Annotated in this window: 11 protein-coding genes; 8 read left to right on the forward strand and 3 right to left on the reverse strand. The window is 61.8% G+C overall.

Going from position 1 to position 16,817, the window contains the following annotated elements; translation table 11 throughout:
• Nucleotides 1-129 precede the first annotated feature (129 nt).
• From H4V96_RS00675 to kefC, 4 genes are all read left to right on the forward strand, one after another.
• Nucleotides 130-1,662 (forward strand): S41 family peptidase, encoded by a 1,533-nt coding sequence (locus H4V96_RS00675; protein WP_280720645.1) that lies wholly within the window; start codon nucleotides 130-132, stop codon nucleotides 1,660-1,662.
• A 163-nt stretch (nucleotides 1,663-1,825) separates the two neighbouring features.
• Nucleotides 1,826-4,549: a TonB-dependent receptor gene (locus tag H4V96_RS00680; RefSeq protein ID WP_196856415.1), complete on the forward strand. Its 2,724-nt coding sequence runs from the start codon at nucleotides 1,826-1,828 to the stop codon at nucleotides 4,547-4,549.
• A gap of 158 nt (nucleotides 4,550-4,707) precedes the next feature.
• Nucleotides 4,708-6,516, forward strand: coding sequence for a M14 family metallopeptidase (locus tag H4V96_RS00685; protein WP_196856416.1), 1,809 nt, complete (start codon nucleotides 4,708-4,710; stop codon nucleotides 6,514-6,516).
• 133 nt (nucleotides 6,517-6,649) lie between these two features.
• A complete protein-coding gene (gene kefC, locus H4V96_RS00690) occupies nucleotides 6,650-8,473 on the forward strand; it encodes a glutathione-regulated potassium-efflux system protein KefC (protein WP_196856417.1) in 1,824 nt (607 codons plus the stop codon).
• A 93-nt stretch (nucleotides 8,474-8,566) separates the two neighbouring features.
• Here the strand turns inward: kefC and ttcA are convergent, their stop codons facing one another.
• From ttcA to H4V96_RS00705, 3 genes are read right to left on the reverse strand one after another with little or no spacing between them, the layout of a single operon-like run.
• Nucleotides 8,567-9,529 (reverse strand): tRNA 2-thiocytidine(32) synthetase TtcA, encoded by a 963-nt coding sequence (gene ttcA / locus H4V96_RS00695; protein ID WP_280720646.1) that lies wholly within the window; start codon nucleotides 9,527-9,529, stop codon nucleotides 8,567-8,569.
• Nucleotides 9,526-9,924, reverse strand: coding sequence for a dihydroneopterin aldolase (locus H4V96_RS00700; RefSeq protein ID WP_010394268.1), 399 nt, complete (start codon nucleotides 9,922-9,924; stop codon nucleotides 9,526-9,528). The genes ttcA and H4V96_RS00700 overlap by 4 nt, the downstream gene beginning before the upstream one ends.
• Nucleotides 9,925-9,977: 53 nt before the next feature.
• Nucleotides 9,978-10,763: an SDR family oxidoreductase gene (locus H4V96_RS00705; RefSeq protein WP_196856419.1), complete on the reverse strand. Its 786-nt coding sequence runs from the start codon at nucleotides 10,761-10,763 to the stop codon at nucleotides 9,978-9,980.
• Nucleotides 10,764-10,864: 101 nt separating this feature from the next.
• Here H4V96_RS00705 and H4V96_RS00710 point away from each other — a divergent pair, with 101 nt between their 5' ends.
• The 4 genes from H4V96_RS00710 to H4V96_RS00725 all read left to right on the forward strand — a co-directional run bounded on the left by H4V96_RS00710 (nucleotide 10,865) and on the right by H4V96_RS00725 (nucleotide 16,675).
• Complete coding sequence (locus H4V96_RS00710; protein ID WP_010394273.1) at nucleotides 10,865-12,016, forward strand: SAM-dependent methyltransferase; 1,152 nt, start codon at nucleotides 10,865-10,867, stop codon at nucleotides 12,014-12,016.
• Nucleotides 12,017-12,135: 119 nt separating this feature from the next.
• A complete protein-coding gene (locus tag H4V96_RS00715) occupies nucleotides 12,136-13,224 on the forward strand; it encodes a DnaJ domain-containing protein (protein WP_196856420.1) in 1,089 nt (362 codons plus the stop codon).
• A 63-nt stretch (nucleotides 13,225-13,287) separates the two neighbouring features.
• Nucleotides 13,288-14,883 (forward strand): DUF3369 domain-containing protein, encoded by a 1,596-nt coding sequence (locus tag H4V96_RS00720; RefSeq protein ID WP_010394279.1) that lies wholly within the window; start codon nucleotides 13,288-13,290, stop codon nucleotides 14,881-14,883.
• A gap of 145 nt (nucleotides 14,884-15,028) precedes the next feature.
• A complete protein-coding gene (locus tag H4V96_RS00725; RefSeq protein ID WP_196856421.1) occupies nucleotides 15,029-16,675 on the forward strand; it encodes a response regulator in 1,647 nt (548 codons plus the stop codon).
• The last annotated feature ends 142 nt before the right edge of the window (nucleotides 16,676-16,817 follow it).

Raw genomic sequence — 16,817 nt, forward strand, 5'->3', positions numbered from 1 at the left:
GGCGTGATGGTGAGCGAGTGATGCTGTAGTAATGGCGCCTGCGGGCGCCATTTTTTGTATCAAAGAAAACAAGGTCTGTTTGTAAAACGCATTATAATTTTTAGATAATTTCTTTTTGGAAAGTTTATCATGCGTTCCCTGCGTTTTTCCGCCCTGGCTGTGCCCTTTGCTTATCCTCTTTCTCTTTCTCTGTCGCTGGCATTGCTGTTGAGTGCCTGCGGCGGTGGTGGCGCCAGCAGCAACGATAGTGTGGCCGTCGTCCCTCCCGTGACGCCGACCGGGCCGACGGCGCTGGTCCCTTCGTTCACGGTCGCGTACCGCTGCGAGGCGCCGCGCAGCGGCAGCAGCATCGATATGCAGGGTACCTTGCTCGATGAAAAGACGTGGGTGCGCAGCTGGATCGACGAAACCTATCTGTGGTACCGCGAAGTGCCGAGCACGTACCAGCCGCAAAGCTTCGCCACGCCCATCGCGTATTTTGACGTACTGAAAACCACGGCCACGACGGCGTCCGGCAAGCCCAAGGACCAGTTCCATTTCAGCTTGCCGACGGCCGAGTGGGAGGCGGCGCAGAATGGCGTTGAACTGGGCTACGGCATGCTGCTGGCCGTGACGCGCAAAGCGCCACCACGCCAGGCGGTGGTCTCGATCGTCGAACCGGGTTCGCCGGCGGCCTTGATGGGTTTGCAGCGGGGCGACCTGCTGCAAACCATCGATGGCGTCGATTTCATCTACGCCGCCGATACTGCCAGCATGAATATCATTAACGCGGGACTGTTCCCCAAGGCGCAAGGCACGCACACGCTGGGCTTGAGCCGCAACGGGACGCCCATTTCCGTGAGCCTGACGGCGGTGGAAGTGAGCACCAGCGCGGTGCAGAACGAGCGCATCATCGACACGCCTACGGGCAAGGTTGGCTATCTGACCTTCAATACCCACAATAATGTCGCCGAGCGCCAACTAGTCGAGACCATGCGCCGCTTCCAGGCGGCCGGCATCAGTGACCTGGTGCTCGATGTGCGCTACAACGGCGGCGGCTATCTGGATATCGCCAGCGAGCTCGCTTACATGATTGCAGGTCCGCAAGCGACCACCGGCAAGACCTTCGAGCAGTTGCTCTTCAATGACAAGACCAAGCCGCAAGCGCCCGTGCCATTCCATACGCAAAGCCTGGGCTTCCCGGCCCCGAATCGCCTCGCCCAGGGCACGCCCTTGCCCTCCCTGGGCTTGAAGCGCGTGACCTTGCTCACTACCAGCAATACCTGTTCCGCCAGTGAAGCCATCATCAACGGCTTGCGCGGCGTCGACGTGCAAGTGAATCTGATCGGCGGCACGACGTGCGGCAAGCCCTATGGCTTTTATCCTGCGGCCAATTGCGGCACCACCTATTTCGCCGTACAGTTCCAGGGCGTCAACGCCAAGGGCTTTGGCGACTTTGCCGATGGCATCGCGCCGACCTGCGACGTGACGGACGATTACCAGCACCAGCTGGGCGACCCTGCCGAAGGCATGCTGGCGGCAGCGCTGCGCTACCGCAGCAGCGGTAGTTGCGTCCCGGCCACGGGCGCCACCAGGCTATCGAGTGCCATCGAGAGTCCGTTTGACACGGCGACACGCCTGCTGCGCCCGGCCTACAAGGAAATTGCCATCCTGCGCCGTTAAAGCGCAGGCTTTTGCCAGGTCCGGAGGGAGGGGCTTGGCGTTTTCCTGCTCATTGATTGTTTTATATAACAATTTTGATATTTGGAAAGTTGAATCCATTCGTTCTGTAATTGCTGGCATCTTGATATCTTTCGCTTACTCCCTAACCTTGAGAAGCGCAAAGATGGCTAAACCATTCAAGTTACCACCGCTCAGCGTAGCCGTACTGGCCATCCTGGGCGGCACCGCATGGCAGGCGCACGCGCAAACGCAAGCGCCCGCAGCGTATCAGCAGGCAGCGGTGACCCCGCCAGCCGTCGTCGTCACCGGTTCGCGCATTCCCCGCGCCAGTCTGGAAGGCCCGTCTTCGGTCACCATCCTGACCGGCGATGAAATCACCAAGCAAGGTTACAAGAACGTCTTCGACGCGCTGACCAACCAGGTGCAGAACAGCGGCTTTACGCAGGGCGAAGATTTCGGCAATACCTTCACGCCGTCGGCCAATACCATCAGCCTGCGCGGCCTGGGGCCGAACCACACCTTGATACTGCTCAATGGCCGCCGCCTGGCCGACTTCCCCATCGCCTATGAAGGCACGGTCAACTTCACCAACCTGGCGAATATTCCGTCCAGCATTGTCGATCGCATCGAGATCCTCAACGGCGGCGCTTCGGCCATCTATGGCTCGGACGCGATCGCCGGCGTGGTCAACGTCATCCTGAAAAAGCAGACCGAAGGTTTTGATATCAACGTCAAGGCGGGCGGCACCACGCGCGGCGGCGCCGGCAACCAGCGCGTGCAGCTGACGGGCGGCGCTAATTTCGACAAGCTGCATGCCCTGTTCAGCGTGGAGCTGAGCCAGCGTGATCCGCTGTCGAGCCTGCAGCGCGACTTCATGGCCACCCGCTCGGGGACGCCGACCAATATCGCGTCGCGTCGCGTGGTGCAAGCGGGCACCTCCGGCACTTATGTGGACTTGGGCGACACCTGCAAGCAGTTCGGCGACCTGTTCGGCGCCAGCGTCGTCAAGTACCAGGCGAAGAACGGCAGCTATTGCGCCAGCCCGAAAGTAGGCCCCACTTACTGGACCACGCAAACCAAGAACCGCAGCCAGAACGTGTTCGGCAGCGCCAACTACGCGCTGTCGCCGGAAACGACTCTGTTCGCCGACCTCTTGATCGGCAAGAACTCGACCGAGAACAACACGCGCGGCCCGACGTGGACCTCGTCGTCGACGGGCAGCAGCTATTTCCGTAACCAGAGTAGCAATCGCTACGAAGCGTGGACGCGCTATATGTCGCCTGAAGAAATGGGCGGCGTGGAGCGTTACAACCGCCAGTGGGACGACATGGCCACCGCCATCTCGCTGGGCGCCAAGGGCCGCATTCCCGGCACGTCATCGTGGCAGTATGAAGCCAATTACAACGCCTCGGTGTACAAGAGCGAAAGCCACACGCCACGCGCGCTGGCCAATATCGACAGCTTCTTCCTGGGGCCGAAACTGGGCACCGACGCTGCCGGCGTGCCGATCTACGCACCGGACCCGGCCCGCTTGTCGCGCCGCCTGACGGCGGCCGAATTCGACAGCATCACGGGCAATGCCAATAGCGATGACAAGGCCTGGACGAATACCCTGAGCCTGGCCACCAATGGCGACCTGTTCCAGCTGCCCGCTGGCGTGGCAAAGATCGCCAGCATTGCCGAAGTGGGCAAGCAGGGCTTCAGCAATGTGCCCGATGCGCGCCTGAACGACGGTTACTTCAACGTCGCCACCAGGTCCGACATTACGGCTGGCACGCGTACCCGCTATGCGCTGGGCGCGGAAGTGAACCTGCCGTTGCATGAAAAGCTGATCGCTACCCTGGCTGGCCGTTATGACCGCTACAGCTTTGCCGGCCGCCATGAGGGCAAGTTCACCTACAACGGCGGCCTGGAACTGCGTCCCGCGCCTGAGCTGCTGTTACGCGCCAACTACGCCACCAGCTTCCGCGCGCCGGACATGAACTATATCGACAAGGCGCGCGGCACCGGTTACTATTCAAGCACCACCGATTACTACCGCTGCGGCGCCGCAGGTCAGAGCATCGACAAGTGCGAATTTGCGAACAAGTCGCCGGGCGCGGACTATGTGCAGAACGGCAGCCGCGATCTGCAATCGGAAAAAGGCAAGTCCTTCGGCGTGGGCGCCGTCTGGTCGCCAAGTTCCAATTTCGACGTCTCCATCGATTACTGGAACATCTTGATCGACGACCTGGTGACGAATCTGAGCGCGGACAAGATACTGCGCGACGAAGCGGACTGCCGCCTGGGCAAGCTCGATGTCGCTTCGCCTACCTGCGTCGATACCCTGGGCCGCGTCGCGCGTTTTGCGGCCACTGCCCTGAACCGCGCCGGCGAGATCAGGACCATCACCGTCAATCCGATCAATGCGGCCAAGCAGAGCAGTAGTGGCATCGACATCAGCGTGAAGTATTTGCTGCGTACGGCGAACTATGGGCGCTTCGCCTTCAAGGCCAATTACGCCAAGGTACTGAGCAATAAATCGCAGCAATTTGTCGGCGACGAAGAGATTGACGAGCTCAAATCGCTCAACAACTCGGATTGGCGCGACAAGCTCAATCTGAGCGTCAACTGGGGCGCAGGGGATTGGTCGAATACCTTGCTGGTCAGCCGCTACAGCAAGATCCCTAACGCCGCCGGCAAGGCCTACCTGACGCCGACGGCGCTGGCCAACATCAGCAGCGTGTATCGCATCAACGACCGCGCCACCGTTTCGCTGATCGTCAACAATGTGTTCGACAAGATCAAGCGCGACGATAGCGGCGGCTGGCCGTACTATCCGGTGGGCAGCTACAGCCCGCAGGGCCGCCAGGGATGGGTCGAATTTAACTATCACTTCGGCTCGTGACATCACGCCACGGTTTCTGGCATAACATCGGCCAAAGGCCAGCATAAAAAATAAACCGGAACAGCGCATGCTGTTCCGGTTTTTTCATTTCCAGCGCGGTTATTGCGTGACCACGCCTCTATAATTGCCCGCTTGTCCCTCTTGATGGAGCTAGCCCGATGCTACGCCATGTCCTGCTGTCCGCCGCCGTGTTTTCCCTATTTTCTGTCAACGCGCATGCCGCACGCGATACGCGGCAGTTTTCCCTCAAGACGGTGGCCGAGTACTCGGCTTTCCAGCAGACGGGCCGCTACGCGGAAGTCGAAGCCTTGTGCCAGCGCTTCCAGGAGCACTATCCGAAACAGGTGCGTTGCTTTGAATTTGGCCGCACGCCGGAAGGACGGCGCATGCTGGCGCTGGCCGTTTCCAACACAGGCGCGCTGACGCCGGAAGCGGCCACGCTGCGCAAGGTCCCGGTGCTGCTGGTGCAGGGCGGTATCCATGCGGGCGAAATCGATGGCAAGGATGCGGGCTTCCTGGCCCTGCGCGAAGTCTTGGAAGGCAAGGCCGCCAGCGGCGCGCTGGACAAGCAGGTGCTGTTGTTCGTGCCCGTGTTTAATGTCGATGGCCATGAGCGTTTCGGAGCCTGGAACCGCCCGAACCAGCGCGGGCCGCAGGAAATGGGTTGGCGCAGCACGGCGCAAAATTTCAATTTGAACCGCGACTACATGAAGGCCGATTCGGCCGAGATGCAGCACATGCTGGCGCTGGTCAATGCCTGGGATCCGCTCGCTTACGTGGATTTGCACGTGACGGACGGCGCCCAGTTCGAACCCGCCATCTCGATCCAGGTCGAACCCGCGCACGCGGGCGATGCCGGCTTGCGCCTGGCGGGGACGGCGCTGCGCGACGGCGTGCTGGCCGACCTGGCAAAGCAGGGCACCGATCCGAAGCCGTTCTATATGTCGTTTGCCGAAGAAGACAATCCCCTCTCGGGTTTTGTCGATACGACGCCGAACCCGCGCTTCTCGCACGGTTATTTCCTGTTGCGTAACCGTTTCGGCGTGCTGGTGGAAACCCATTCGTGGAAGGATTATCCGACCCGCGTGCGCATCACGCGCAACACCATCGTCTCGCTGCTGTCGCAAGTGGCACAGCACGGCGCGCAGTGGCGGCAAGTGGCGTTCGAGGCCGATGCGCGCGCCGCGCAACTGGCCGGCAGCACCCTGGCGCTCACGTATAAAACCACGGACAAGAGCCGCATGATCGCGTTTCGCGGCTATGCCTATACGCGCACGCCGTCCGAAGTGTCGGGCGCGCTGATGACGCGCTATGACGAAAAGACGCCGCAAGTGTGGAACGTGCCGCTGCGCGACGAGATCGTGCCCGATCTGCAAATGGCCGCGCCGAAAGCCGGCTACCTGGTGCCCGCCGCGCAGGTGCAGATGGTGGCGGCCAAGTTGCGCCAGCATGGCGTTGCCTACCAAGTGCTGGGCACCGCGCCGGGCAAGCTGCCGGTCGAAACCTTCCGCGCCACACAAGTGAAGTTTGGCGCGCAGTCGTTCGAAGGACGCCAGACGGTGGCGCTACAAGGCGAGTGGAAAAAAGAGCAGCGCGTGGTCGATGCGGGCGTGCTGTACGTGCCCGTCAACCAGCCGAAGGCGCGCCTGGTGGTGGCGCTGTTCGAGCCGCGCGCGCCCGACTCGCTGCTGGCCTGGGGCAGCTTCAACACGGCGTTCGAGCGCAAGGAATACATGGAAGACTATGTGGCCGAGGATGTGGCGCGCGCGCAGCTGGCGGCCGACCCGGCGCTGGCGGCGCAATTCCGGCACAAGCTGGCCAGCGATCCCGCGTTTGCAAACAATGCGCATGCGCGCCTGGAGTTTTTCGCCCGCCGTCATGCCTCGTGGGATGAGCGCTTGAACCTGTATCCGGTCATGCGCGTCGATGTGGCGCCCGTCGGCTTCATGGATTTACCACGCCCGTGACGACTGTGACGGCCGTTGTGGGCACAGAGGGGGCGCCGTGGCGCCAGCACATCGACGCGTCGCAGCGCTGACCCCCGCAGGCGCACCACTTCAGGCATGATTGCGATTCCAATCACGTTTTTCCGGAATCCGCATGGAACACCACAGCTTTCTCATCAACATACTGTTTTACCTGGTGGCCGCCATCATCATGGTGCCACTGGCCAAGCGCCTGGGCATGGGCGCCGTGCTCGGTTACCTGGTCGCTGGCGTCATCATCGGCCCTTGGGGACTGGGCTTGATCAAGAATGTCGAGGTGATTCTCAGCTTTTCCGAATTTGGTGTGGTGTTGCTGCTGTTTTTGATCGGCCTGGAGCTCGAACCTAAGCGTTTATGGCTGCTGCGCCGGCCCATTTTTGGCTGGGGCGGGGCGCAGGTGGGCATCGTCAGCGCGGCACTGTGCGCCGTGGCCATGGCCTGTGGCGTGGACTGGCGCACGGCGCTGGTGGGCGCGCTGGGATTGTCGCTGTCGTCGACGGCGATAGTGCTGGCCACCTTGGGCGAACGAAAACTGATGAGCACACCGGCCGGTTCCGCCGGTTTTTCGATTTTGCTGTTCCAGGATATCGCCGCCATTCCCATGATCGCGCTGGTGCCGCTGCTCGGCGGGCTGGTCACGCATAGCGGCGAATCGGGCTGGCTGCGCGTGGCCAAGCTGGTCGCCGTGCTGGCCGCCTTGGTGATCGGCGGGCGTTTCCTCGTCAACCCCATCCTGCGCTTCATCGCCAGGACGGATTTGCGCGAAATTTTCACGGCGTTTGCGCTGCTGCTGGTGATCGCCATTTGCGTGCTGATGGAATCGGTGGGCTTGTCGATGGCGCTGGGAACCTTCATGGCGGGCGTGCTGCTGGCCGATTCCGAATACCGGCATGAGCTGATCAGCGACCTGGAACCGTTCAAGGGCCTGTTATTGGGCCTGTTTTTCATCGCCGTCGGCATGTCCGTCGATTTCGGCGTGCTGCGCGCCCAGCCCTTGCTGATCCTGGCCCTGGTGGCTGGCCTGCTGCTGGTCAAGATCGCCTTGCTGTACCTGTTGTCGAAGTTTGTCGACATTCCCCGCGCCCAGCAGTTGTTCTTTGCGCTGCTGCTGTCGCAGGGTGGCGAATTCGCTTTTGTCGTGTTTGCCGCCGCCGAGGCCGCGCATGTGTTTGCGCCGCAGACGGCGGCGTTGCTGGTGGTCGTCGTGACCCTGTCGATGGTGGCCACGCCATTGCTGTTGCTGTTGCATGACAAATTGCTTGCACCGCGCCTGCAAGGCGAAAAGAAGCGCCGACCCGACGAGCATATCGAGGCGCAGGACAACCCCATCGTCATTGCCGGCTTTGGCCGCTTCGGCCAGATCATCGGCCGCCTGCTGGCGGCCAACAAGATCGGCGTGACGGTGCTCGACCACGACCCGGATCAGATCGACCTGTTGCGCAAGTTCGGCTTCAAGGTGTTCTATGGCGACGCCACGCGTGTGGACCTGCTGGTGGCGGCCGGCATAGAGAAGGCCAGGGCGCTGGTGATCGCCATCGACAATGTCGATGACAGCCTGGCGCTGGTCGACGCCGTGCGCCTGCGCCTGCCCGCACTGACGATCCTGGCGCGCGCGCGCAACGTCACGCATTACTCTGAATTGATGAAGCGGGGCGTGACCCTGATCGAGCGCGAGACCTTCGCCGCCGCGCTGCTGCTCGGTGAGCAGACTTTGCAGCAGGTGGGCTTCAGTGCGGAACGGGCGCAACGCGCGGCCGGCATCTTTGGCCGGCATAACCTGAAAACCTTGCTGGAAGTGGCGCCGCACTTCCAGGACCAGCAAAAAGTCATGTCGCTCACGCGCCAGGCGCGCGAGGAACTGGAAGACATGTTCGAGAGCGATGCGGCAGCGTTTGCTGCCGAGAAGGTGGCAGAATCGGACTCAGCGCCTCGGCTCTGACGCCGACGCCGAGTCCTCGGCCTTGACTTGGCGCGAAGCTGACTTCGTCGGCTGGCCGTGAGTCGCGACGCGCTGCTGCAGGGCGCGTGCGGCTCAGCCCTGTTGCAGGGTAATCGTCGCGCCAAACGTCGTCGGCGTCGAGCAGGGCTCTTCGTCGAAGGCGATGTCGCCCATGGGGTTGGCCATGCCGTCCGCCTTCAAATCCTTGAAGCCGAACAGTTTCGGGTCCATCAGGTGCGACGGCGCCACATTCGACAGCGCCGAGAAGATGCTTTCCACGCGGCCGGGAAATTGCTTGTCCCATTCGCGCATCAGCCCCTTGATCTGTTTGCGCTGCAGGTTTTCCTGCGAACCGCACAGGTCACATGGGATGATGGGAAAGCCCTTCACTTGCGCATAGCGCTGCGTATCTTCTTCTTTGACATATGCCATCGGGCGGATGACGATGTGCTTGCCGTCGTCCGATTGCAGCTTGGCCGGCATGCCTTTGAGTTTGCCGCCGAAGAACATATTGAGGAAGAAAGTTTCCAAAATATCATCCCGATGGTGGCCCAGGGCGATCTTGTTCGCGCCCAGCTCGTCGGCCACGCGGTACAGGATGCCGCGACGCAGGCGCGAGCACAGCGAGCAGGTGGTCTTGCCTTCCGGGATCAGGCGCTTGACGATGCTGTAGGTATCCTGGTTTTCGATGTGGAAGGCCACGCCCAGCTCTGTCAGATAGGCTGGCAGGATTTCCGGTGGAAAGTTCGGCTGTTTCTGGTCCAGGTTGACGGCAACGATGTCAAAGTGAATCGGCGCGCGTTCGCGCAAGGTCATCAGGATGTCCAGCAGGGCATAGCTATCCTTGCCGCCCGACAGGCACACCATCACCTTGTCGCCGTCTTCGATCATATTGAAATCGCCGATGGCTTGCCCTACCAGGCGGCACAGCCGCTTGTGCAGCTTGTTATTTTCCAGGGCGATCTTTTCCGCCTTCTTGCGCGCCAGTTTCTGCGCTTCCACGTTGGCCGGGAATTCCACGGCCGTTGCCACCGCTTCCATCACTGCTACGCTCATGCTTCATCCTTGATCTTGAATGCTTCCACGCCCACTCCTTCGCAGTCGGGATAGACATCCGGCTTCATGGACGAGACGCGCGCGGCGCGCACGCGTGGATGCGCCAGCATGGCTGCCAGTACGTCGTCAACCAGGCTTTCCTGCAGTTGCACATGGCCTTGCGACACGCGCTTGGCGATGGTGTCGCGCATGAAGTCGTAATCGACTACCTCTTCCAGCTGGTCATCCTTCGGCGTCGACAGGGCCAGGGGAATATACAGGTCGACATTGATGAGGACGCGCTGCTCGCCCTTTTTCTCGAAGTCATAGACACCGATGTTGATGAAGATTTCGTAATTGCGCAGGAACAGGAGGCGGCAATCGGCCAGGCGAGGGTGGGACAGGGTGGACGACATAGTTTTACCTTTTAGGGGATGCTGGAATGCTGGTTGTTGGGGTTGGCTGCTGATTATTTGGTCAAAAACATGACATCGCGTGGCAAGCCGATCAGATGCTGGCCGCCATCGACCAGCAGCGTCGTGCCCGTCAGCGCACGCGCGCCGGCCACATAGCAGACGCAGTCGGCCACATCTTCTGGCGTGCTGGAACGTCCCAGTGGCGTGTTTTCATGCGCCTTGGCAAAGCCCGCTTGCGTCTGCTCGCCGGAGACCATAGTGATGCCTGGGGCAATGCCCACTACACGCACTTTTGGTGCCAGCGCCTGGGCCAGCATGGTGGTCGCCGACAGCAGCGCCGCCTTGGACAGGGTGTACGACAAGAAATCAGGATTGAGATTGTACAGTTTTTGATCGAGCAAGTTGATGACCACGGCTTGCTCTCCGCTTGGGGTGGCCTGGTACAGCGCTTGCGCCAGCAGGATAGGGGCGGCCAGGTTGGCGTGCATGTGGGCGTCGAGCGCGGTAAAGGAAAAATCGCCCGCATTGTCGTATTCAAACAACGATGCGTTGTTGATGACGCAAGTAAGCGGTCCCAGCGCCGCCTGTACCTGCGGCAACAATTGGCGTACAGCCTCTTCCTGTGCCAGGTCGCAGGGGAATGCCTGCGCACGGCGCCCCAGCGCCGAAATTTCCGCCACCAGGCTGAGCGCTTCATCGCGCGAGTCGCGGTAATGCACGGCGATATCCCAGCCGTCGCGCGCCAGGCCCAGCGCGATGGCGCGGCCGATGCGGCGTGCTGCGCCCGTGACGAGGGCGACCCGGGGTGTGCTGTGTGGCAGTGTCGATGCTGGAGTCATGTCTTTATTTTTACAGTGCTTGTGAGTGAAGTAGGCATGGCCGCCGTGGCCGCCATGGCTGATACTGGCGCCGTGGCCCGCCAATTCGCTACAATGCTGGAATGTCTCTTCCCGCACCCGATAGCGACGCGCTGGCCGCGTCCCATGCCTTGCAGCACCAGATTGCCGCTGAAATTGCGCGCAATGACGGCGCCATTCCCTTTGTTCGCTTCATGGAGCTGGCGCTGTATGCGCCGGACCTCGGCTATTACAGCGGCGGCGCCGCCAAGCTGGGCAAAGATGGCGATTTCATAACCGCGCCGGAGATTTCGCCCCTGTTCGGCGCCACTCTGGCCCACGTTGCAGCCTCTATTATGGCGCAAACTGCCCCGCGCATCCTTGAATTCGGTGCCGGCACCGGCAAGCTCGCTTGCGATATCCTGACTGAAGCGGCCAGCGCCGGCATCGCGATAGAGCAGTATGCGATCGTCGAGTTATCCGGCGAATTGCGCGCGCGCCAGGAACATGCGCTGGCCGCCTTCCCGCAAGTGGTGTGGTTCGATGGCTTTCCCGACAGTTTCGAGGGCGTCGTGTTCGGCAATGAAGTGCTCGACGCCATGCCCGTCAACCTGATTAGCAAGACGCCGGCCGGCTGGTGCGAGCTCGATGTCGGCATTGCCGATGGCCAGTTTGTCTTTATCGAGCGCCCGGCCGGTGCCGACGTGGCCGCGCAGATTGCAGCCCAGGTGCCCGAAGCCGATGCCTTGCCGGTGGGCTATGTCAGCGAAATTCATGGCGTCGCTTGCGGCTTCATGCGCTCGCTGGCGCGCATGCTGACGAATGGCAAAGGCGGCGCGGCCGTGTTGTTCGATTATGGCTTCCCCGCACACGAGTATTACCTCGATATGCGTGCCACAGGCACCCTGATGTGCCATTATCGCCACCACGCCCATGCGGAACCTTTTTATCTGCCCGGCTTGCAAGACATCACGGCCCACGTCGACTTCACTGCGATGGCGGTGGCGGCGCAGGACGCTGGCCTCGATGTGCTCGCGTACATGAGCCAGGCTTCTTTCCTGCTGGGTGCCGGTATCGGCGACCTGTTGCTGCGCACCGATCCGGAACAGCTCACATTGTATTTGCCGCAGGCCAGCGCCGTGCAAAAGCTGGTCTCGCCGGCCGAGATGGGAGAATTGTTCAAGGTGCTGGCGCTGGGACACCGCGTGGAGTTGCCGGAAGCGCTGTTGTCCGCTGACCGCAGTCACCGCTTGTAAGCGCTGCAATTTCCTGTCCGCCGGTGGTTATTATCTTGTCATATCGGATATGATGACCGGCACAGCACGGTTCCAACCTGTAAGAACCCGTCGCCGCGCACCGATTTCAAGATAAAACGATGGGAAAGATACACACACACTACGACAACCTGAAGGTGGCGCGCCTGGCGCCGCAGGAAGTCATACGTGCTGCGTACAAAGCCCTCAGCCAGAAATACCACCCTGACAAGAATCCCGGCGACGAGAAAGCCGCGCGCATCATGGCGATCCTCAACAGCGCCTATGGCACTTTGTCCGATCCGCAACGCCGCAGGGAGCACGATGAGTGGATCGCTGCTGAGGAGTGGGAAATCGAATGGCTGGAAAGCACACAGCAGGAAGAAGGCAAGAGCCGCGATGGTCGCGCGAAAGGCCACCCTCAGCCGCATGAGCAGACCTGGGCGCAGGATGTGCCACCATCGAAGGGCAAGCCGCGGCAAGGCTTGCAGCCCGTCTGGCGCAACTGGCGTTGGTGGTTGAGCCTGCTTGTTTGCCTGTTGCTGGGCTGGCTAGGTGCCTGGCTGGTGCTCGATACTTCCCAGCCCGCGCCCGCCGCGCTGGCATCGGCGTGGAGCGGGCTGGCCCGCGATGGCGCCAAACCCCATGCGCTGACGGTTACGCCAGCGGCCGGTGCTGCGCCAGCGTCATTGAAAGGCGAGACCCTGGCAATCGATAGCTGGGCGGTGGGCAAGCCGTATGCAGCGGAACCCCAGGAAGCGAAGACGCCCGAGATTCGCGTGCTCGCTGTTTCCCAGCTGAACCTGAAAGCCATCCAGCCGGCCTGCGATGGCGCAGCCAAGACAGAGTCTGCATCGCTGGTGGCGCCGAATGGCGAACCCTGGCCAGTGCGTTCCGGCTATGTCGATGGATTCCCGATCGGTAACAAGGGCGAGGAGCTGGCCGTGAGCATCGACAACAGCAATAATGCCGCGCCCGTGTTCGTCAAACTGTATGACACGGAGCGGCGCTCGAACGTGCGCTACCTGTACATTGTCGCGAACGACAAGTTGCTGGTGGAACAGCTCAGCGCAGGCAAGTATGAAGTGCGCTACCAGGCAGTCGGGCCGGGCCAGGACAATTGTGGCGGCACCACGCGTGGCGGTGCGTCGGCACCCGCGCCGGCCGTTGGCGAAGATGGTGCGAAGAATCCTGTTGTAAGCAACATCTAATGTGATTATGCTTGATATGCGTCAACGTGGCGTCCATATCGACCTTATTCATTAGGAGTATCCATGACCGACCTCAAAGCCGATGCAGATGATAACTGGCTGCTCGACGAGGATGAGCCGGTGGCCAGCCCTGCCGGGCTGGCCGCGCCCGACCAGCGCCTGTGGCGTGTCTTGATCGTCGATGATGACGTCGATGTGCATGCGGTCACGCGGCTGGCGCTGCGCAATGTCAGTTTCAAGGGCCGCGAGTTGGAACTGTTCTCCGCCTATAGCGGCAGCGAAGCGTATGACATCTTGCGCGATACGCCCGATATCGCGCTGGTGCTGCTCGACGTGGTGATGGAAACGGATGATGCAGGCCTGATCCTGGCCAAGCGCATCCGCGCCGATCTGAACAACGCCATCGTGCGCGTCGTGCTGCGCACGGGCCAGCCCGGTCAGGCGCCCGAGCAGCGCGTCATCATCGAATACGATATCAACGATTACAAGGCCAAGACGGAACTGACGACGCAGAAGCTGTTTACCACCATCATCTCGGCTTTGCGTGCCTACGAGAGCCTGATGATGCTTGAGCGCAGCCGCATAGGCCTGGTCAAGATCCTGGCCGGCGCCACCAATCTGTACCAGATCCGTTCGCTGCGCGAATTCGCTTCCGGCGTGCTCAACCAGGTTAGCGCCATCCTCGACGTGGGTGCCGACGGCGTGCTATGCCTGATGCAGGGCGGTGCCGGGCGGCCCGAGGTGGTCGCCGCTACGGGCACGTATGCCATGCTGGCCGAGACGGCAGCCCTGCCGATTGACCATGCGCTCACCCCCACCATCGCCAAGGCATTTGCGGAAAAGCGCAGCCAGTTCGAGCATCCGGCCAATGTGCTGTTCATCCATACGGAAGGCAACCGCGAGCTGGCCATCTCCGTCACGCCGCCCTGGCCGCTGGCGCAGATCCAGCGCGACTTGCTGGAAGTATTTTGCCAGCGCATCGCCGCTGCCTTCGACAACCTGTACATGTTCGGCCAGCTGCGCAAGGCGCAGGAAGCGACTGTGGTGGCGTTGGCCGATCTGGCCGAGTTCCGCGACAGCAACTCGGGTGGCCATGTACGGCGGGTGCAGCAATTATCCGACGCCATCGCCCGACGCATGCATCAGCGCGGCGTGTATGCCGACGAACTCACGCCGCAGTTGCTTGACATGATCGGCCTGGCCAGCATCTTGCACGACGTCGGCAAGGTGGCCACGTCGGACGCCTTGCTGCTCAAGCCGGGCAGGCATACGGACGAGGAGCGGGCGCAGATGCAGCTGCATGCCAGTGTCGGGTGCACCATCCTCGAGCGCGCCGCCAATATGGTCGACGGCGTCAGCTATCTCACGTATGGCGCGCAGATCGCTGGCGGCCACCACGAACATTTCGATGGCGCCGGCTATCCGAACGGCCTCGTGGGGCGCGATATTCCGGTGGCCGCGCGCATCGTTGCCGTGGTCGATGTCTTCGATGCCTTGCTGCACGAGCGGCCTTACACGGAGCCATGGCCGTATCCGCAGGTGCGTGCATATATCGAACAGCGCAGCGGCAGCCAGTTCGATCCGGAAGTGGTGACGGCGCTGCTCGATCTGATCGACCACGAGCCGCAACTGTGGCATCCGGAGTACGCCGCCGCTTGAGTTGCAACTGCCTGGCCAACTTCGTCGGCGTTTTTCGGTGCCACACCATTCCCTTGCACGCGGCGTCGTCATATACTCGGCAGCCTCATGCTGGCCGGCGCCACGCACCAGTGTGGCGCGCCGCTGAGTTTTCGGACATCACGACATGAAAGAACTGAAGGGCCTTAGCGCACTGATTATCGAGCCGCATCCGGGCATGCGTGCCAGCCTGCACAATATGCTCAATCTGTGCGGCCTGGCAATGATCGATGACGCAGGCAGCTCGGGCCAGGCGATCCGCATGCTGGCTGGCAAATCCTATGATTTGATCCTGTGCGAATATGACCTCGACGGCGGACAGGATGGCCAGCAGCTGCTGGAAGACTTGCGCCACCATAGGCTGATGCATGCGTCGACCATGTTTTTCATGGTCACGGGCGAGGGCAGCTTCGCCAAGGTCGTCAGCGCCGTCGAGCTGTTGCCCACTGATTACATCCTCAAGCCGTTTACCGCTGACAACATGTTGGAGCGCATAGCCCGCGCACTCGACAAGCGCAATGCGTTCTTGCCCGTGTATGAATTGATCGACGTGGGCAATGAGCGTGCGGCGATTGCCGCCTGCGCCGAGGGCGCCAGCCTGTACCCGCGTTACGCGACCGATTTCCTGCGCCTGCGCGCAGAATTGCATTTGCTGCTGGGCGAGGCGGCCGACGCGGAGCCGATTTACGCAGCCCTGTACGGCGCCAAGGCCATCGGCTGGGCGCGCCTGGGGCAGGCCAAGACGCAATTCCTGCTGGGCGAGTACGCAGCAGCGCAGGGCATGCTGGAGGGGCTACTGGAAAACAATAAGCGCTTTCTCGATGCCTATGACTGGCTGGCGCGCACGCACTTGGCGCAAGGCAAGCCGGAACTGGCGCAGGCCGCCCTGAGCGATGCGGTGGCCCTGTCACCGCATGCCGTGCGCCGCTTGCGCCGGTTGGGCGAGGCGGCCCTCGCGGCCGACGATCTCGAGATGGCGGAAAAAGCCCTGAAGCTGGTGGTCAGCAAGGCCAAGTATTCAGAATTTCGCGACCCGGAAGATCACGTGCGCCTGGTGCAGACCCTGGTACGCAAGGGTGACCCCTTGCAGGTGGGCGCCGTGATCCGCGACCTCGACAAGTCGATGGGCAGCCAAAAGAATGCGCCATTGTGCAGCGCCCTGTGCAGCGCCATGCTGCACGCGCATACGGGCAATGAGGAACGCCTGCAGCAATCGCTAGTCGCCGCCCTGGCCGCCAACCGCCTTAGTGTCGGCAGCTCGAATGCCTTGAAAACGGAGCTGGCGCGCCATTGCCTGGCGCACGGGCACGAAGACGGCGCCGCCGAGGTGATGCGTGAAGTCATGCGCAATGCGCCCGACAGCGCCGCCATGACGCGCGCCATGGCCGTGTTCGAGCAGGCGGGGCGCGAGGAGTTGGCCAAGGTGCTGGCGCGCCAAAGCCGCCAGGAAGTGGCCGACATGGTCGCGGCGGGCGCCGCCAAGGCGGGAGACGGCGATTTCCGCGGCGCGGTCGATCTGATGGGCGAGGCCGTCACGCGCCTGCCCGATAATCCGCAAGTGGTGTTCAATGCAGCCGTGGCCGTGCTGAAATGCCTGGAACACGAGGGCTGGGATGAGCGCATGGGGCAGCAGGCGTTGACTTTTATTGCCGGTGTGCGCCGCCTGGACCCACGCAACCCCAAATTGCCCGTGCTATCGGGCTTGCATCAGCAGTTATTGCGTAAATATAAGCCGCTGGGCAACTCGTGGATGCATCCGTCTGACGCCCGGTAAACAGGAAAAATGGGGGGCGAATGACGGAAAAATGCGGCTTGCAGCCAGGGTGGATAAAAAAATGCGAAAAAAAGTCGACTTTTTCACGCCAACCCTTGCACATTCTCAAATCGAGAGCTTATAATCACGCCCCGAAGCAGCC

It is taken from the genome of Janthinobacterium sp. CG_23.4, from assembly GCF_029892305.1.
In the GTDB taxonomy this organism is placed as follows: domain Bacteria; phylum Pseudomonadota; class Gammaproteobacteria; order Burkholderiales; family Burkholderiaceae_D; genus Janthinobacterium; species Janthinobacterium lividum_D.